Origin of the sequence: Paraburkholderia solisilvae, from assembly GCF_902859875.1 — a bacterium.
Lineage (GTDB): Bacteria > Pseudomonadota > Gammaproteobacteria > Burkholderiales > Burkholderiaceae > Paraburkholderia > Paraburkholderia solisilvae.
On record NZ_CADIKF010000049.1, the window covers coordinates 35,832 to 54,294 of the forward strand.

The window sequence follows — 18,463 nt, forward strand, 5'->3', positions numbered from 1 at the left end:
CTGTTCCATGCCATCGAGCTTGCCGGCACGCGCCGGCGAGCCTGCAGCCGACTTTGCAGAAAAAGCAGGCGCGAAGCCTGAAGGAGACGGAATGAAAAACCGCAGACCCAGCGCGTCGGGCGCCGCCGCCGTAGCCCTCGCGTCGGCCTTGACGCTATGCGGCGTGCTTGCGCACGCGGCCGAGCCGCTCAAGGCGAACGTGATTCACTGGTGGACCTCGGGCGGCGAATCCGCGGCGATCCGCCAGTTCGCCGAAGCGTACGACAAGGCCGGCGGCCAATGGATCGACAACGCGGTGGCCGGCGCCGACCAGGCGCGCGCGACCGCGATCAACCGGATTGTCGGCGGCGATCCGCCGACGGCCGCGCAATTCAATACATCGAAGCAGTTTCACGACCTGATCGACCAGGGCTTGCTGAATAACGTCGATACGGTCGCCGCGAAGGAAAACTGGGCGGGAATTTTCCCGCAGTCGATTCTCGACAGCATCCGCGTCAACGGCCACTACTACGCGACGCCGGTCGATATTCACATGCAGGGCTGGTTCTTCTATTCGAAGCCGCTGTTCCAGAAAGCGGGCATCGCGAACGAGCCGCAGAATTTCGACGAATTCGTCGGCGATCTCGACAAGCTGAAGAAAACCGGCGCGATTCCGCTCGCCCTCGGCGGCCAGCCATGGCAGGAGAAGATCACGTTCGACGCGATTTTCGCGGACGTCGGCGGTCAGGATCTGTATCTGAAGGTGTACCGCGATCGCGACGTGAACGCGGTGAAGTCCGATGCGTTCAAAAAGGTGCTCGCGTCGTTCAAGAAGCTGCACGATTATGTCGATGCCGGTTCGCCCGGCCGCAACTGGAACGATGCGACCGCGCTCGTCATTTCCGGCAAGGCCGGCGTGCAGATCATGGGCGACTGGGCGAAGGGCGAGTTTTCGGCGGCGAAGCAGGCCGCCGGCAAGGACTTCGGCTGCTTCCCGGGCTTCGGTCCGCATTCGCCGTATCTGGTGGCCGGCGACGTGTTCGTGTTTCCGAAGACCGACAACCCGAACGCGATCAAGGCGCAGAATCTGCTTGCGACGGTGATGACGTCGCCGGCTGCGCAAGTGGCGTTCAGCGCGCGCAAGGGCTCGATTCCGATCCGCCCGGACATCGATGCGAATCAGCTCGACATCTGCGCGAAGGAGGGGATTGCGATCATGAAGGACAAGTCGCGGCAGTTGCCGAATCCGGAGATGCTGATTTCGCCGGACGTGCAGGGCGCATTGACCGACGTCATCACCAATTTCTGGAACAAGAACCAGTCGGTCGACGATGCGCAGAAAGCCTTCGCCGGCGCGCTGAAGGGCTGAGCGCACGATGGGCGCGCTGAAGTCGCACGCTCTGCCGGAGGTCGCGGGCAAACCGCGGCCGGCCGGCGCCGACGCGGGCAGCGGCGCGCAGGCGGGTGCGCGTTCGGCCCGCGCGCGGCGCGGACGGCCGCTGCGCAAGCGCTGGCCGCTTGCCGCATGGATCGCTCTGGCGCCGATGCTGCTCACCGTGGTGTTCGCGTATCTCGGCACGATGGTCTGGACCGCGCGCGTTTCGCTCAGCAACTCGCGCACTTTTCCATCGAACGATTTCATCGGCTTCACGCAGTACGTGCGGCTCTTTCACAATGACCGCTGGCTTGTGTCGCTGCAGCATATCGTGCTGTACGGCGCGTGTTTTATCATCGCGTGCATCGTGATCGGCATGCTGCTCGCGATTTTCATCGATCAGCGCGTGTCCGCGGAAGGCGTGCTGCGCACGATCTTTCTGTACCCGTATGCGATGTCGTTTGTCGCGACCGGCCTTGTCTGGCAGTGGATTCTCAATCCGTCGCTCGGCGCGCAGGCGGTGCTGCGCAAGCTCGGCTTTGCGCATGCGCATTTCGACTGGATCGTCGATCAGGACTGGGTCGTCTATACGCTCGTGATCGCGACGGTCTGGCAGGCGTCGGGCCTCGTGATGGCGTTGATGCTCGCCGGCCTGCGCGGCGTCGACGACGAACTGTGGAAGGCCGCGCGCCTCGACGGCATTCCGCGCTGGCGCGTGTATGCGAGCATCGTCGTGCCGATGCTCGGGCCGTCGCTGTCCACCGCGTTCGTGCTGCTGTTCGTGATGGTCGTAAAACTGTACGACGCGGTCGTCGCGATGACGCAAGGCGGTCCCGGCACGGCGAGCGAAGTGCCCGCGAAGTTCATCATGGACTATCTGTTCGGCCGCGCGAATATCGGGCTCGCGTCGGCGGCGTCGGTCGTGATGCTGCTGACGGTGCTCGCGATTCTCGCGCCGTTCTTCTATGCCAGAAGCCGCGCGGCTGCGCGAAAGGACGTGTGATGAGCACGCTCGACCCTGCCGATAGCGCCGCGCATCGGCCGCAGCAGGCACGACAGGCGACAGGCGTCGCTGCCGCCGCGCGCGCGCCGCGGCCACGCCCGCGCCGGCCGCGCTTTGCACCGGCGCGCATCGGCATCTACGCGTTTCTGATTGTCTGCGCGCTGTTCTTCCTGCTGCCGCTGTACGTGATGCTGATCACGTCGGTGAAACCAATGGAGGAGATCCGCCTCGGCAATCTGCTCGCATGGCCCGCGGATTTCACGCTGCGTCCGTGGGTCGACGCGTGGCAGGCCGCCTGCACCGGACTCGACTGCAACGGCATTCAGGTCGGATTCTGGAACTCGGTGCGCATCGTCGTGCCGAGCACCGTGCTGTCGATCGCGGTCGGCGCGGTGAACGGCTATGCGCTGTCGTTCTGGCGGCCGCGCGGCGCGGGCTGGCTGTTCGGCGTGCTGCTGGTCGGCGCGTTTATTCCGTATCAGGTGATGATCTATCCGATGGTGCGCGTGCTGGCGAGCGTGCACCTGTTCAGCTCGCTGCCCGGCATCGTGCTGATCCACACCATTTTCGGCATGCCCGTGATGACGCTGCTGTTCCGCAACTACTACGCGGGCATTCCGCTCGAGCTGTTCAAGGCCGCGCGCATCGACGGCGGCGGCTTCTGGCGCATCTTCCTGCAACTGATGCTGCCGATGTCGGTGCCGATCATCGTCGTCGCGATGATTCTTCAGGTGACCAATATCTGGAACGACTATCTGCTCGGTCTCGTGTTCGCCGGCACAAAGAACCTGCCGATGACCGTGCAACTGAACAACATCATCAACACGACGACCGGCGAGCGTCTTTACAACGTGAATATGGCCGCGACGATCCTGACGTCGCTGGTGCCGCTCGCGGTCTACTTTATTTCGGGGCGCTGGTTCGTGCGCGGTATCGCGTCCGGCGCGGTGAAAGGGTGAATATGGCAACGGTAGCGAATTCCGCGGGTCTCGCGAATGTCGCGGTGCGCGACCTCAAGGTGCAGCTGGGCGCGAACACCGTGATCGACGCGCTCGATCTCGACGTGCGCGGCGGCGAGTTCGTCGTGCTGCTCGGCCCGTCGGGCTGCGGCAAGTCGACGCTGCTGCACAGCATCGCCGGCCTGATCGATGTGACCGACGGCAGCATCGAGATCGGCGGCGAAGACATGACGTGGGCCGACCCGAAAGACCGCCGCGTCGCGCTGGTGTTCCAGTCGTATGCGCTGTATCCGACGATGAGCGTGGAGCGCAACCTGTCATTTGCGCTGCGCATCAACGGTACGCCGAAGGCGGAGATCGCGAGGCGCGTCGCGCGCGCCTCGGAGATGCTGCAGCTCGGGCCGCTGCTCAAGCGCAAGCCTGCGCAACTGTCGGGCGGGCAGCGGCAGCGCGTCGCGATCGGCCGCGCGATCGTGCGCGAAGCGGACGTGTTCCTGTTTGACGAGCCGCTGTCGAATCTCGATGCGAAGCTGCGCACCGAACTGCGCCGCGAACTGAAGCAACTGCATCAGCGCCTGAATGCGACGATGATCTACGTGACGCACGACCAGGTCGAAGCGATGACGCTCGCAACGCGCATGGCCGTGATGAAAAGCGGCGTGATCCAGCAGTTCGGCACGCCGGCCGAAGTGTACGCACGGCCGGAGAACCTGTTTGTCGCGACCTTTCTCGGCTCGCCGGCGATGAATCTGCTGAATGGCACGCTCGTGCCGGACGGCGAGCGCGTGCACTTTCGCGGTGCGCATCTGACGCTCGACGTCTCGCGCTATGCGTTTCGCGCGGCGCCCACGGCGGGTCGGCCTTGCGTGCTGGGCGTGCGGCCCGAGGACGTGCGGGTGCGCATCGACGGCGAAAACAGCGCGGCAGGCGCTGGAAACGCAGCAACCGGCGAGCGCGCAACGGTGTCGCTCGTCGAACCGATGGGCAATCACCGGGTTATTTGGCTCGATTATCATGGCGCGCAGATAGCGTCGATCGATCAGGATAAGAGACCGGTCGCGGTGGGTGATGCCGCCGCGTTCACGGTCGACGGCGCGCACATCTCGCTGTTCGACGAGGCAAGCGGCTCGCGCCTCTGACCAGCACCGGCTGAGGAGGCAGTCTGTGGCAACCCTGAAAGACGTGGCGCGGCGCGCGGGCGTCGGCCTTTCGACGGCTTCGCGCGCGATTTCCGGTAAAGGTCCGGTGTCGGCCGACGCGGCGGCGCGCGTGCATGCCGCGATCGCGGAGCTGAACTTCCGGCCGTCGTCGATCGGACGGGCGATGGCGACGCAGTCGCTCGGCATCATCGGCCTGTTCGTGCCGACGTTTTTCGGTTCGTATTACGGCACCATTCTGAAAGAAACCGACACGCAGCTGCGCGCGGTGCACCGCCATGTGGTGGTGGCAACCGGCTGCGGCGAGGCATCGCCGCGCGATCAGGCGATGGAAGCGGTGCGCTTTCTGATCGGCCGCGATTGCGACGGGGTGGTCGTGATCAGCCACGACCTGCACGACGAAGACCTGCATGCGTTGCACCGCATGCATCCGCGCGTCGTGTTTCTGAATCGCGCATTCGATGCGCTGCCGGACGCGTCATTCTGCGCCGATCATCAGCGCGGCGGCGCGCTGGCCGCGGCGACGCTGCTCGCGCATGGGCACCGGCAGATTGCGGTGGTTTCCGGGCCGTTCACCGCCTCGGACAACATCGCGCGGCTGGCCGGCTTCTTCGACGAACTGGCGCGGCACGGCATTGCGCGCGAGACGGTGCCGCTCATCGAGTCGGACTTCTCGCCGGAAGGCGGCTATGCGGCTGCGCAAACGCTGCTCGATATGAAGCGGCCGTTCACCGCGCTGTTCTGCGCGAACGATACGATGGCGATCAGCGTGCTGGCGCGGTTTCAGCAGGCGGGCATCGTGGTGCCGCGCGACGTCTCGGTGATCGGCTACGACGACGACTATTCCGCCGCGTACGCGGCGCCCGCGCTGACGTCCGTGCATATTCCGACCGCCGAGCTCACGCAGAATGCGGTGCGATGGCTGATCAACCGCTGCTATCGCACGTCGTGGGATATCGTGCGCGAGTTTCCGGTATCGGTGACGATGCGGGCGTCGGTGGGGCCCGCGCCGAAGCTGGCGATCAACGCGTGAAGCCGTGCCACGTAGCAGGGGCGCGAGCGGTTGGGTGAAAAGCGGTGGCCGTCCGTGAGCGCATGAGACGCCATTGACGGTCACGCATTGCCGGCAAACCAGTCGCGCAACACATACTTCTGGATCTTGCCCGACGGCGTTTGCGGAAAGCTGTCGACGAAGCGCCAATGCCGCGGCGTTTTGAACGGCGCGAGGTGCCGGCGGCAATGATCGAACAGTTCGGTTTCATTCAGCTGCACACCCGCCGCGGTGCGAATGAAGGCCACGACCACTTCGCCCCAGGTGTCGTCCGGCGTACCGACGACGGCCGCGTCCGCGACGCCGGCGTGCATCACCAGCACGTCCTCTATCTCACGCGGGTAGATATTCTCGCCGCCGCGGATAATCACATCCTTCAAACGCCCGCGAATGCTGCAGTAACCATCGGCGTCCATGCTGCCGAGGTCGCCCGTGCGCAGCCATCCTTGCGGGTCGAGTGCCGCGGCGGTCGCTTCCGGCTGTTCGAAGTAGCCGCGCATCACCGCATAGCTGCGCACGCAGATTTCGCCGACCTCGCCGATCGGCACGATCGCGCCGGTGTGCGGGTCGACCACTTTCACTTCGGTGTTCGGCAGCGGCCGGCCCACTGTCAGCGCACGCCGTTCGAACGGTTCGTCCGGCCGCGAGTGCGTGATGTACGGCGAGTGCTCGGTGAGGCCGAAGCCGACCGTCACACGTGCCGGCACGGTTCGCTCGATGCGCTCGGCGAGTTCGGTCGTCACCGGCGCGCCGCCGAGCGCGGCGATGCGCCATTCGGACAGGTCGTGCGTCGCGAGCGCCGGATGCTCGAGCAGCGCGATCGCCATGGTCGGCACCGATAGCGTGATCGAGCCGCGTTCGGATTCCAGCAGTTCGAGCATCAGACCCGCGTCGAAGCCGGGAAGCATCACGTGTGTGCCGCCGGTCTGCAGCGAGCCAAGCGTGACGAGGCCGCAGCCCGCGGTGTGGAACATCGGCAGCGGGTTGATCCAGACATCGCGCTCGCGCGCGCCGGTCGCCTGCGCATAAAAGCGCGCGTTATTGACGAGGCCGCGATGATGCAGCATCGCGCCTTTCGGAAAACCGGTGGTGCCGGACGTGTATTGAATCTGCGCAATGTCGTCGGGCTTGACCGCCGGCAGCCGCGCGGCGGCGGAGTCGTCGGCGCTTGCATACGGCAGGTCGTCGAGCGCGGCGACCTCGCGCAGCGCGGGCAAGCCGGCGCGCACGCCGGCGAGCGTCGCGAGCATGTCGCGCTCGCGATAGTGCGGCACCGCAAAGCAGCCGACCGCGCGCGACTGTTCGAGCACGTACGCGAGCTCGGCTTCCCTGAAGGCCGGGTTCACCGTGACGAGCACCAGCCCGGCCAGCGCCGCGCCGAGTTCGAGCAACAACCAGTCGGGGCTGCTGTTGCCCCATACCGCGACATGTTCGCCGGGCCGGAAGCGCTGCAACAAACCATGCGCAAGCCGTTCCGACGCGCTCAGCAGTTCGCTGTATGTCCACGCGCGGCGGGCGTGCCGCTGCGCATGACCTTCGACCAGCGCGATGTTGCCGGCAAACACGCCGGCTGCGCGGCGCAGCGTGTCGCCGACGGTTTGCTCGAAAACAGGATTGGAGGTATCCGGAAGCCAGTGCGCGTGCTGCAGACGCGGGTGAGGGGTGGGCGAATTCATCCGGCGGCTCCGTTTGTTTCGTTTGTTTCGTTTGTTGGTCAGGCCGGCGACGCGCTTTTGCGGTTGCCTCGCGGCCGCTTCGCGGCTGCCTTGTAACGAGAACAAACGGTGCCGATGTTTATTCCGCCCCGGCGCGGTCCGGTCTGACGGATCGCGGAAAACGGTCATTCGCCCGTCACTCCTGATGCCGGCACTACGCGAGGATGTGGGATTGCGTCAGCCAGGTGTCGAGCGACTGCGCCGACGGCTGCGCGCTGCGCCAGCCAATATGGCCATCGGGACGCACCACCCAGACCGTGCCGCCGGGCGCGCCGAACGCGGTTGCGAACGCGCCGGCGGCGTCGGTCAGCAGGGGGATCGTTTCGTCGCGTGGCGGCGTGCAACCGGGCGCCGCAATCAGCAGCGACGCCGAGGCGGAACCGAGCGCCGCGTGCAAAGCCCGCGACGCATCGGCGAATGCCGCAAGCTGCGCGTCCAGTTGAACGCCTTGTGCATCGACGTAACCGATCAGCACGTGCCGGCCGCGGCCGATGCGTCGATGCAGCCGCACCGGGTGGCCGACGTATGCCTGCGTGAGGCCGTTCGCGTCGGGCAGGCGATCGCCGGGCGCCGGCAGTTCGGCTGCGAGCGGCGGACCGTCGTCGGCGACGATCGGGCTGCCGCGATAGCCGATCAGCACCTGCGTTTCGCGTATGCCCGGCAACGCGGTTTGTTGTGCGAGCACATTGTTCATCGCGCGAGTGGTCGATTCGACCACATCGAGTCCGACTGGGCGCCGCTCGTCGGAATAGCTGTCGAGCAGTGCAGCGCGTGCGAGGCCGCGCGCGACCAGTGACAATTTCCACGCAAGGTTATGCGCGTCCTGCAAACCGGTGTTCATTCCCTGGCCGCCGACCGGCGGATGAATATGCGCGGCATCGCCGGCGATAAATGCGCGTCCGTGTCCATACGATGGCGCGATCCGATGACTCACGCGATAAACCGACGACCAGCGTTGATTCGACAATTGCGTGCCGTCGGGCAGCGCGGGTTGCATCAGTAAGCGCATCTGATCGAGGTCCGGTGCGTCGACCGTCGCGAGTCGCGCAGCGACTTCCTCAGATGAAACGATGACCGAAAGCCGGTAGCGCCGCACCGAGCCGCGCACCGGCACCGCGGCGAGCGACGACACCGCGCGGGACGAATCGGACGTATTGAAGCGGTACATCGGTCCGCGCGGCAGCGCCCAGTCGACATCGACGTCGGCAAGCGCAAATGTCTGCGGATAGCGTCCGCCTTCGTATGGCAAGTTTAGTTGCGCGCGCACCGTACTGTGCGAGCCGTCGCAGCCGGCGAGCCAGCGGCAGCGCAGCGTGTGCGCTTCGCCATCGGGGCCGCGCAGGCGGGCGAGCACGTCATCCGCGGTTTCGCTGAAGCGCTCGAGCGTCCATCCATAGTCGACGCGTCCGCCGTGCTGGTGCAATGCGGCTTCGAGCAGGCGTTCCGTATCGAATTGCGCGAGCGACAGCGCGCCGTACGGCAGTCCTTGCGGCTGCACCTGCATGCCGCCCGCGGGCGCGCCGTCCTGCCAGGTTTCGATGCCGGTCAACCAGACGCCCGCGTCGATGGCCGCATCGGCAACGCCGATATCGTCGAAGATTTCGAGCGTGCGCGCGGTCACGCCGAGCGCCTTGCAGAAGAACGTGCGGCCGGGCAGCTGGTCGATCACGCAGGCATCGATGCCGTCACGGCGCAGTTCGGTGGCGAGCAGCAGGCCGACCGGGCCTGCACCGACAATCAGCACGTCTGTGTTGTCCTGCATGATCCGTGACCTCCGTTCTGGTGTGCGTGGCGGGCAAGCATGCGCGGATCGGTGCGCAGGACGGCACATCACACGCGCGCCGCCGATCGTCCTGATGATAGGTGATCGTTCCCCGGATGCCCAGCGCGGTGCGATGCAAAACGGTCGCGATGATGGGGCGTAGCGGCGCCGCTGTGTGTCACACACAGCGCCCGATAATGAAGTTAGGATCGCTAGGCTTCCGGTCGGAACAGTCAACCCGCGCGATCAATACGTGCAACCCCAGGTGCTGGTCGATTCCATAGGCACCCGCGCCTGACTGCCGCACAGGCCGGTGCGGCACGGCGACGCCGATCGCGCATGGAATAACACGAGCGCGTCGCGTGTTCTTGTTGCGTTGCCGTCACTGTTCTTACACGAACGGCCGTACGGTCAGTCTGGTTTCATCCGAAACACATCAAGCCGCCATTTCGCCATTTCCAAGGAGGAAACAATGCACGCAGGTATGCTCAAGCAGCGCGACGGCAAGCTCGTCGAGTCCGCCGCCGTCGAGACGTTCCGCAGTGAGTTCAAAGGGCAGGCGCTTTTGCCTGGCGACGAAGGCTACGATGCGGCGCGCACGATCTGGAATGCGAGCATCGACCGGCATCCTGGCCTGATCGCCCGCTGCGCCAGCGCGTCGGATGTGATTCGCGCAGTCAGGTTCGCGCGCGCCAACGATCTGCTCGTCGCGGTGAAGAGCGGCGGACACAATGTCGCAGGGCGCTCGCTATGCGATGACGGCCTCGTGATCGATCTGTCGGCAATGAAGCGCGTGTCGGTCGACGCGGAAACGCGCACCGTGCATGTCCAGGCCGGCGCGCTGCTGGCGGACGTCGATCGCGAAACGCATGTGCATGGGCTCGCGGTGCCGGCCGGCGTCGTGTCGAAGACCGGCATCGCGGGGCTCACGCTCGGCGGCGGTGTCGGCTGGCTGGTGCGCAAGTACGGCATGACCATCGACAATCTGCTGTCGTGCGAGGTCGTGACGGCAAACGGCGAGATTATTACCGCGAGCGCCGATTCGAACCCGGATCTGTTCTGGGGGCTGCGCGGCGGCGGCGGCAATTTCGGCATTGTCACGTCTTTCGTGTTTCGCGCGCATCCGGTCAAGACCGTGCTGAGCGGATTGCTGCTCTATCCACGCGCCGATGCGCGTGCGGTGCTGCGCAATTTCCGCGAGTTTATGACGACCGCGCCTGAAGAGTTGACCGCGTACGCCGGTCTGCTGTCGACGCCGGATGGCGTGCCGGTGGTCGGGATGATCGTCTGCTATTGCGGCGATCTGGCCGAAGGCGAGCGCGTGCTCGCGCCGCTGCGCCAGTTCGGCACGCCCGTGCTCGACGGCATCGAGCCGATGCCGTTCCCGGTGATGCAATCGCTGATCGAGCAGTCGTTCCCGGACAACTCGCACAACTATTGGAAATCGACCTTCGTCAAAGCGTTCGACGACGAAGTGATCGATCGGTTGATCGACCACATGGAGCGCTGCACGTCGCCGCTGACCGCAGTCGTCATCGAATACTACGGCGGCGCGGCCACGCGCGTTGCCCCGACGGAGACCGCGTTCCCGCATCGCGACCCGCTGTACAACGTGAATATCGCATCGGAATGGCTCGATCCCGCGGAAAGCGACGAACACATCGCCTGGACGCGCGCGATGTTCGACGCGTTGCAATCGAAGTCGAACGGCGGCTATCTGCCGAACTTCTTCAGCGATGAGGTGCCCGACCAGGCCAAAGTCGCGTTCGGCGGCAACTATGCGCGGCTCGCTGAACTGAAGGCGAAGTACGACCCGACGAATCTCTTCAGTCTCAACCAGAACATCAAACCGACCCGTTGAGAGATGCACGCAGCGTTCGTCACGTTTATGCGTCGCGCGCGGTTGGGGGCCGCGCGCGGGCCGAACTCAGGAGTGGAAGCATGATCCGGATCAATCATCTGTCGAAGTGGTATGGCGATGTTCAGGTGCTCGACGACTGCTGTCTGTCGCTCGACAAGGGCGAAGTCGCGGTGCTGTGCGGGCCGGCCGGCGCCGGCAAGTCGACCTTCGTGAAAACGATCAACGGACTCGAAGGCTTTCAGCGCGGCGAGATCACGATCGGCAAGCGCACCTTGCAACCGGGCCGCCGGGTGGCGCGCGAGCATCGCTTGAGCGTCGGCATCGTGTTGCAAGGCGTGCATCTGTTTTCTCATCTCACCGTGCTGGAGAATCTCGATCTCGCCCAGACCCAGGTGCTGCGCCGTTCGCGCGACGAGGCGAGCTTGCGCAGCCGTGCGCTGCTCGGGCGCGTCGGGCTGCGTATGTGCGAAGGGAAATATCCGCATGAGTTGTCGCGTGCGCAGCAACAATGCGCGGGCATTGCGCGCTCGCTGGTGCTCGACCCCGAAGTGCTGCTGCTCGACGATCCGACCGCGGGCGTCGAGGCGGAGCGGGTCGGCAGCGTGCTCGGCATCATCACGGATCTCGCGCAAGAGGGCATGACGATGCTGGTCGTCACCGCTCGGCACGAGTTTGCGCGAGCCGTTGCGGACCGCGTGCTGTTTATGGCCGGCGGCCGCATTCTCGACGACAGGCCGCCCGCGCAGTTCTTCGATATCGCGCGCCGCAAGGACGAACGCGAGCAGGGATTTCTCGCGCAGACGCTGGCGCACTGAGGGGCCGCGCTGAGGGGCCGCGCTGAGGGGCCGCACCGACGGTCGGACGCGCCGCGCTCATGCGCGCGCCGTTTCGACGGGACGCGGCGCGCGATCGACAACCGCATCGTCGATCGGAAAATGCAGCAGCGCCGCCAGCACGCCGGCTGCGGCCGTGGCGGCCCAGATCAGCGAATACGAGCCGGTCACGTCGAATACGAAGCCGCCGAGCCACGCGCCAAGAAACGAGCCAAGCTGATGACTCAGAAAGCACAGGCCGAATAACGTGCCCAGGTGCCGCGTGCCGAATACCTTCGCGACGAGTCCGCTCGTCAATGGCACTGTGCCGAGCCACGTGAGGCCCATTACCGCCGCGAACAGCACAACCGATGCCGTCGTCTTCGGCAGCAGAAAAAACGCTGCAATCGCGGCGCCGCGAATCAGGTACAGCCAGCCGAGTACGTGCTGCTGCCGGAAGCGCCCGCCGAGCCAGCCGCATGCCCAACTGCCTGCCATATTGAAGAGCCCGATCAGCGACAAAGCGGTTGCGCCGAGGCCGATCGGCATATGGCACAGAAACAGATAACCGGGTAGATGCGTCGCGATAAACGCGAGCTGGAAGCCGCAGGTGAAAAAGCCGAGCGTGAGCAGCCGATAGCCGCGGTGCCGCGTGGCCAGCGCAAGCGTGTCGCGCAACGAGGCGGTCGCGGCATCGTGCGGCGCGGTGGCGGGCGTAAGCGCGCCGTACGAGCGACGGCGGTCGAGTGCGATGCCAAGCGGCGCGGCGAGCAGCATCACGAACGCGAGCACGAGCAACGATGTGCTGATGCCTGCGTTCAACCGGACCGCCTGCGCGAGCGGCACCATCAGCACCTGGCCGAGCGAGCCGCCGGCGCTCGCGATACCCATCGCGAGGCTGCGCTGTTCGGCCGACGCCACGCGGCCGACGGCGGTCAGTACGACGCCGAAGCTCGTGCAGCTGATGCCGATGCCGACCAGCACACCGAGGCCGACCACCAGCGCCCAGCCCGACGGTGCGGCTGCCGCCAGCGCAAGACCCGCCGCGAATACCGCGGCGCCGAATGCGACGACCGGCGCTGCGCCGTGACGGTCGGCGGCGGCGCCGGCGAACGGCTGCGCGAAGCCCCACACGAGGTTGTGCAGGGCGATCGCAAATGCGATCAGCGTCACGGGCATGCCGCGGTCGAACGAGAACGGCCCGATGAAAAGGCCGAAGGTTTGCCGCACGCCCATGGCCGCGCTCATGATCAGCGCCGCCGCGACGATCACGAGCGTCAGTTGGGTTTTCAAGGTGAGCGAATCACCGCGTGTTGCCGTCGACATGGTGGGGTTTCCTCCTCGCGGCCATAGTGGCAGCGGCGCCGCGCGGCGACAAAGGAAATGTTTTCGACGACAGATGAGAAAATTTCACCCGGCCTGCGGGGCGATCGTTGCGCGCTCAACCGGTTCGATCAGGGCGGCTTCGGCGAGCAGCCAGTGTTTGAACGCGAGCAGATCCGGTCGTTCGTCCGTGCCTTGCGCGCCGACCAGCCAGTAGGCCGGCTCGGCGTCGACGATCCGCTCGCTGGCCGCCACCAGCATGCCTGCGGCGAGGTCCGGGCCGGCCAGCGGCAGCCGTCCTATTGCGATGCCGAGGCCGCCGGCGGCCGCTTCGAGCGCGAGTTGCGCGGTGTCGAAGTGCAGGCCGCCCGACGCGTCGATGTCGGTCCGGCCGGCGCCGTCCAGCCACGCTTGCCAGTCCGCGCTGGCCGTATCGACGTGAATCAGCGTCGCGCGGCACAGGTCGGGTTGTCCGTGCGGACCGGTCAACGTGCGGAGGTACGCCGGGCTGCATACCGGCACGAGCTGCTCGCCGAACAGCCGCTCGCACAACGCGCCCGCCACCGGGCCGCGGCTCAGGCGCAGCGAGAAATCGAAGCCGTCGGCCGGGAAACCGACCGGCCGGCGCGACGTGTCGACCGTCACGCTGACGTTCGGCCAGCATTCGCGAAAACGCGTGAGGCGCGGCACGAGCCAGCGGCTCGCAAGCGTCGGCGCACAGCTGACGGCGATGGTCCGGTTCGCACGCCGGTCCGGCAGCCGCTGCGTGCCGATCGCGATCAACGCGAACGCCTCGGCGATATACGGCAGATACTGTTTGCCCTCCGGCGTCAGCGAAAGCCTGCGCGGCTCGCGCACGAACAGGTCGACGCCGAGCGCCTGCTCCAGCCCGACGATGCCGTGACTGACCGCACTAGGCGTCACGTTCAGTTCCGCTGCGGCGAGCTTGAAGCTTTGATGCCGCGCAGCCGCTTCGAAAAAGCGTAGCGACGACAGCGGCGGAAGGCGAAGCGGCATGAAATGTCCCTGTTGGCAGCGGGTGGTAGGGTTGGACCGTCGGTCATCAGCGTTTGAAGGTCCGCGACGTCGTCACGCCGCTTGAATCTGCTTTGAAAACTGCGTTGAATCTGCCTTGAAACTGAAAGATAGCAAATCAACGGAATATTCTTACGTATTGGGTGTTATTTTTCGAATGTCGGCCGGAATTGCGACGTCAATGCGGCGACGTAAATGCGGCGACGTCAGCACGGCGTTTCCCGACACGCGTAATTGCCGGCCGTTTTGCCTGTCCACCGTGTATGAGGTTTGAATCGAACGTGACAGAACACGCACGCCTGACCACCCGCGCCGCGCGCCGGCGCTCCGTCTTACGCCTGCTTGGCGCAGCAGCCGTGTCGGCGCCGTTTGCCGGCGCACAGCTTGCCCGCGCTGCCAACGCACCCGCCGCCGGCGCATTCGCGGGCGGGAAACAGCTGAACATCTACAGCTGGCCCGACTACTTTTCGAGCGCCGATCTGCATCGCTTCGCGCAGCAGTCGGGCGTGACGCCGGCGGTATCGACATTCAATTCGAACGAGACGCTGTTTGCGAAGCTCAATAGCCCGGCGGGCGCAGGCTTCGATATCGTGATTCCGTCGTCGAGCTGGATCGTGCAGTTCGCGAAGCGCGGTCTGCTGCAGGAACTCGATCACAGCCGCCTGAATCTCGCGTCGCTCGATCCGAAGCTGTTGAACCGTGAATACGATCCGGGCAACCGCTACTCGATTCCGAAGGACTGGGGGCTGCTCGGCGTGCTCTACGATCCGCAGGCGACCGGCGAGATTGTCACGTGGGAAGACTTCTTCAAGGCGGGCGAGAAGCCGGGCGTGTCCGGCAAGGTGCGTCTGTCGGTGTCGGGCTGGGAGACGATCGGGCCCGAGCTGTGGATGCGCGGTCAGGACTGGAACAAGGCGAGCGCCGATCAGATTCGCTCGGCGGCCGAGCCGGTCAAGCGCTTCGCGAAGCACGTGAAGACCTTCGCGACGCTCGAACCCGATGCGGCCGCGAATGGCTCGATTGTGCTCGCGCAGACTCACCAGGCCGGCGCGCGTGCGGCGATCGCTTTGAACCCGCGCTTGAAGTGGGTCGTGCCGGCACCGCTCAGCGAACTGTGGGTCGACAACTATGCGATTGCGAAGCGCGCGCCGGATATCGGCATCGCGTATGACTTTCTCGCGTATCAGTTGCGCCCTGAAGTGCAGGTGTCCGAGACGCGTTACCTGGGTTTTCCGGCGGCGCTCGCGGGTCTGCGCGAGAAGATCGGCCCCGATGTGCACAATGCCGACCTGATCTTCGGCGGCAAGGACATCGACTTCAGCAAGCTGACCTCATTCGTCGTCAATCCGGATACGATCGGCGTCTATCTGCAGATGCAGACAGAGATCCGCGCGGCCGCGGGTTGAACCGGTCCGGCATGCGCGCGTTTCGAGGCGATCATCTGCTCGCGGCGCTGCCGGCGTCGTGGCTCACGGTGTTCTTTCTGGTGCCGTTGGGCTTCACGGCGGTGTTTTCGTTCGGACATGCGACGTTCGGCGGCGTAGCGCCGGGCTTTACGCTTGCCAATTACGCGGCGGCGCTCACGGGTTTTTATGGCGCGACGCTCGCGAGAACATTGCGCTTTGCCGCGACGGCGTCGTTGCTGTGCGTGGGCATCGCCTATCCGGCCGCGTACTTCATCGCGTTTCATGCGCGGCGTCGACTGCTCGCGCTGACGTTAATCCTGATTCCGTATTTCTCGAGCTTCCTGATTCGCGTGATGTCGCTGCGCATGGTGCTTGCGCGGCACGGCTTCGCTGAAACCGTGCTCGATGCGCTGGGTTTGCACACGGGCGCGCTCGATGTGCTCGATACACCGGTTGCGGTGTTTATCGGCATGGTCTACGTGTACCTGCCGATCGCGATCGTGCCGATTGCGGTCGTGCTCGAACGCATTCCGCGCGCACTGATCGACGCCAGCGAAGATCTCGGCGCGACGCGCTGGCGCACCTTCGGCGCGGTGATTTTGCCGCTGAGCCGGCCCGGCATCGCAACCGCGCTGCTGCTGACCGCCGTGCCGATGCTGGGCGAAATGGTGATCCCGACGCTGCTTGGCGGCGGCCGCGGCGTGCTGATGGGGCAGGCGATTGCCGGGCAGTATCTCGATGCGCAAAACTATGCGCTCGGCTCGGCCATGGCGATGGCTGTGCTGGCGGTCGTCGCGGTGCTGGTGGCCGTGCTCGCGCGCGTCACCGCGGGCTTCGCGGAGGTCGGGCGATGAACGCGCCACGCGGCGATGCGATGACGGGTTCGCTCGATGTGCGGCCTGCGCCGCGCGCGTATGGCGCACCCGGCGTGCGCGTCGCGGAGATTGGCCTCAGGGCCTGGTATCTGCTGGTCGTCGTGTTTCTGTTTGTGCCGATCATCGCGGGCATTGTCTATTCGTTCAATGTCGGCATCGACAACAAGCAGACTGCGACGCTGACCGGCTGGACCGTGCAGTGGTATGCCGCTGCCTGGAACGATCTGTCGTTGCGGCGCGCGGTTGAGCAAAGCGTGGTGGTCGCGTTCTGGTGCGCGCTGCTGTCGGTGTGGCTCGGCACGATGCTCGGTTTTGTCGTGGTGCGGCATCCGGCGCGACGCGTGCGGCGGTGGTTGAGCGGGCTCACCTATCTGCTGCTGATCGTTCCGGAATCGGTGATCGGCATTTCGCTGTTGCTGTTTTATGCGGTGACGGGCGTGCCGCTCGGCACCGCGACGCTCGTCGCGGGCATTGCGCCGCTGGCGATTGCCGTGGTCGCGCTGGTTGTGCGCGCTCGTATGCTGACGCTCGACCGCGACCTCGAAGACGCCGCCGCCGATCTCGGCAGCACCCGTGCCGCGACATTGCGCCAGATCGTTTTGCCGCAACTGGCGCCGGCGGTCGCGGCGGGCGCGCTGATGGCGTATACGTTTTCGTTCGACAATCTCGTGGTGTCGGCTTTCCTGACGACGCCGCAAACTGGCACGCTGCCGGTTTATCTGTACGGCAGTCTTCAATATGGGCCGTCGCCGGCTGTCTATGCGGCCGCGTCGGCGGTGTTCACCTTTACTGTGCTGATGCTCGCGTTGGCAGCGTTGTTGTATCGCGCGACGCAGCATCCGCTGCATGCGCCCGTATCCTCGTAAGCGGGTTTATCAAACCACAAGCAAAGGCCCATCGATGTCCCGTTTCGATTTTCATCTGCTGCTCGATCCGCCGCGTTATCCCACCGACCGTTTTGCGCCGCTTGCGGATCGCATCAAACGATTGCTCGCGACGCAGGCCGATGTGGTGTTTGTGCAGGCGGAAGCGATGCTGGCGCTCGAGGCGGTCGCGACGAGTATCGCGCGGCCGGGCCTGGTCGCGCTCAATGTTGTGACGAGCCCATACGGCACGTGGTTCGGCACATGGTTAAGACGCGGCGGCGCGACCGTGCATCAGGTGAGTGCGGCGCCGGGGCAGCCGATCGACGCCGCCGACGTATCGGCGTGCCTCGATGGCTTGCCGCAGGTCGATATCGTTGCGGCTGTGCATGCGGAATCGTCGAACGGTGCGCTCAATCCGCTTGCCGAACTGGCGGCGCTTGCGCGCTCGCGAGGGGTGCTGTTCGTCGTCGATGCGGTGGCGTCGGTGGGCGGTCATCCGATCGACTTCGACGTGCATGGAATCGATATCGCGGTGATGGGGGCGCAAAAGGCGCTCGCGGGTCCGGCGGGTGTGTCGGCGGTTGCGGTGAGTGCGCGCGCATGGACGCATATTGCAGCGGCACCGGATTACGCACCGTCGAGCCTGTCGCTTGCGGAGCTCAAACATGGCTGGATCGAGCGGGGCCGGCTCGCGTTGCCGGGGACGCCGGCGCCGCTCGAATTCTGGGCGCTCGAAGCGGCGCTCGATCGGGTCGACGCGGAAGGTATCGAACAGGTGATTGCGCGTCATCAGCAGGCGGCGCGGGCGAGCCGGGCGGGGTTGCGTGCGCTTGGCATCGAGCCGTGGATTGCGCATGATGCTGCGGCGTCCGCGCTTGTCACGTCGGCGCCGGTGCCGGCGGGTGTCGATGCGAATGTGCTTATCGCGGATGCCGCGCGCCTCGGTGTCGAACTGATGCCGGGCTTTGGCGATATCGAAGGACGGATCGTGCGGCTCAATCACACCGGCATGCATGCGGCGTTTGATACGGTGCTGGCGAATGTGACTGCGTATGGCGCGGCGCTTGAGCGGCAGGGTGTCAGCGTGGATATCGGCGCGGCGGCGCGTGCGGTGAGTGATGCTTATGCGGGGGTATGACGGGTGGTTTGCTACTGCGCTGATGTGGGTTTTTGATTTGACATAATATAAATTATCAACGAACTGGCTGTTACGGCAAAGCTGTAATGTCGTACCTGGGCAAAGCTGAAACGTCGCATGTCATGCTGGCTGACCTTTGACGGGAG

Annotated in this window: 15 protein-coding genes; 11 read left to right on the forward strand and 4 right to left on the reverse strand. The window is 65.5% G+C overall.

Annotated features, from left to right (window positions below):
- The first annotated feature begins 91 nt into the window (after window positions 1–91).
- From HV675_RS24965 to HV675_RS24985, 5 genes are all read left to right on the forward strand, one after another.
- Window positions 92–1,348, forward strand: coding sequence for an ABC transporter substrate-binding protein (locus tag HV675_RS24965; protein WP_175114130.1), 1,257 nt, complete (start codon window positions 92–94; stop codon window positions 1,346–1,348).
- 175 nt (window positions 1,349–1,523) lie between these two features.
- A complete protein-coding gene (locus HV675_RS24970; RefSeq protein ID WP_377700510.1) occupies window positions 1,524–2,357 on the forward strand; it encodes a carbohydrate ABC transporter permease in 834 nt (277 codons plus the stop codon).
- A complete protein-coding gene (locus HV675_RS24975; RefSeq protein ID WP_175114132.1) occupies window positions 2,357–3,316 on the forward strand; it encodes a carbohydrate ABC transporter permease in 960 nt (319 codons plus the stop codon). The genes HV675_RS24970 and HV675_RS24975 overlap by 1 nt, the downstream gene beginning before the upstream one ends.
- A gap of 2 nt (window positions 3,317–3,318) precedes the next feature.
- Window positions 3,319–4,455: an ABC transporter ATP-binding protein gene (locus tag HV675_RS24980; RefSeq protein ID WP_175114133.1), complete on the forward strand. Its 1,137-nt coding sequence runs from the start codon at window positions 3,319–3,321 to the stop codon at window positions 4,453–4,455.
- Window positions 4,456–4,480: 25 nt separating this feature from the next.
- On the forward strand, window positions 4,481–5,506 hold the full coding sequence (locus tag HV675_RS24985; RefSeq protein WP_175114134.1) for a LacI family DNA-binding transcriptional regulator: 1,026 nt from the start codon (window positions 4,481–4,483) through the stop codon (window positions 5,504–5,506).
- Between the two features lie 80 nt (window positions 5,507–5,586).
- Here the strand turns inward: HV675_RS24985 and HV675_RS24990 are convergent, their stop codons facing one another.
- Together HV675_RS24990 and HV675_RS24995 are read right to left on the reverse strand one after the other, a co-directional pair.
- Complete coding sequence (locus HV675_RS24990) at window positions 5,587–7,200, reverse strand: AMP-binding protein (RefSeq protein ID WP_175114135.1); 1,614 nt, start codon at window positions 7,198–7,200, stop codon at window positions 5,587–5,589.
- A gap of 193 nt (window positions 7,201–7,393) precedes the next feature.
- Complete coding sequence (locus tag HV675_RS24995) at window positions 7,394–9,001, reverse strand: FAD-dependent monooxygenase (protein ID WP_175114136.1); 1,608 nt, start codon at window positions 8,999–9,001, stop codon at window positions 7,394–7,396.
- Window positions 9,002–9,473: 472 nt separating this feature from the next.
- Between HV675_RS24995 and HV675_RS25000 the strand changes: the two genes are divergently transcribed.
- Window positions 9,474–10,862, forward strand: coding sequence for an FAD-binding oxidoreductase (locus HV675_RS25000; protein WP_175114137.1), 1,389 nt, complete (start codon window positions 9,474–9,476; stop codon window positions 10,860–10,862).
- 80 nt (window positions 10,863–10,942) lie between these two features.
- Window positions 10,943–11,677 carry an amino acid ABC transporter ATP-binding protein gene (locus HV675_RS25005; protein ID WP_175114138.1) on the forward strand — a complete coding sequence of 245 codons (735 nt, stop codon included), beginning with the start codon at window positions 10,943–10,945 and terminating at the stop codon, window positions 11,675–11,677.
- 57 nt (window positions 11,678–11,734) lie between these two features.
- Here HV675_RS25005 and HV675_RS25010 read toward each other — a convergent pair whose 3' ends face one another.
- Together HV675_RS25010 and HV675_RS25015 are read right to left on the reverse strand one after the other, a co-directional pair.
- Window positions 11,735–13,000 carry an MFS transporter gene (locus tag HV675_RS25010; RefSeq protein ID WP_175114139.1) on the reverse strand — a complete coding sequence of 422 codons (1,266 nt, stop codon included), beginning with the start codon at window positions 12,998–13,000 and terminating at the stop codon, window positions 11,735–11,737.
- Window positions 13,001–13,084: 84 nt separating this feature from the next.
- Window positions 13,085–14,014: a LysR substrate-binding domain-containing protein gene (locus tag HV675_RS25015; RefSeq protein WP_175114140.1), complete on the reverse strand. Its 930-nt coding sequence runs from the start codon at window positions 14,012–14,014 to the stop codon at window positions 13,085–13,087.
- A gap of 299 nt (window positions 14,015–14,313) precedes the next feature.
- Between HV675_RS25015 and HV675_RS25020 the strand changes: the two genes are divergently transcribed.
- Genes HV675_RS25020 through HV675_RS25035 form a run of 4 tightly spaced genes read left to right on the forward strand, consistent with a single transcriptional unit; the run spans window position 14,314 to window position 18,317 of the window.
- On the forward strand, window positions 14,314–15,438 hold the full coding sequence (locus tag HV675_RS25020; RefSeq protein ID WP_175114141.1) for a polyamine ABC transporter substrate-binding protein: 1,125 nt from the start codon (window positions 14,314–14,316) through the stop codon (window positions 15,436–15,438).
- Between the two features lie 11 nt (window positions 15,439–15,449).
- The gene (locus HV675_RS25025; RefSeq protein ID WP_175114142.1) at window positions 15,450–16,292 is read left to right on the forward strand and encodes an ABC transporter permease; all 843 of its coding nucleotides are present in this window, start codon (window positions 15,450–15,452) and stop codon (window positions 16,290–16,292) included.
- Window positions 16,289–17,179: an ABC transporter permease gene (locus HV675_RS25030; protein ID WP_175114143.1), complete on the forward strand. Its 891-nt coding sequence runs from the start codon at window positions 16,289–16,291 to the stop codon at window positions 17,177–17,179. The genes HV675_RS25025 and HV675_RS25030 overlap by 4 nt, the downstream gene beginning before the upstream one ends.
- Before the next feature lie 34 nt (window positions 17,180–17,213).
- Complete coding sequence (locus HV675_RS25035; RefSeq protein WP_175114144.1) at window positions 17,214–18,317, forward strand: pyridoxal-phosphate-dependent aminotransferase family protein; 1,104 nt, start codon at window positions 17,214–17,216, stop codon at window positions 18,315–18,317.
- Window positions 18,318–18,463 lie beyond the last annotated feature (146 nt).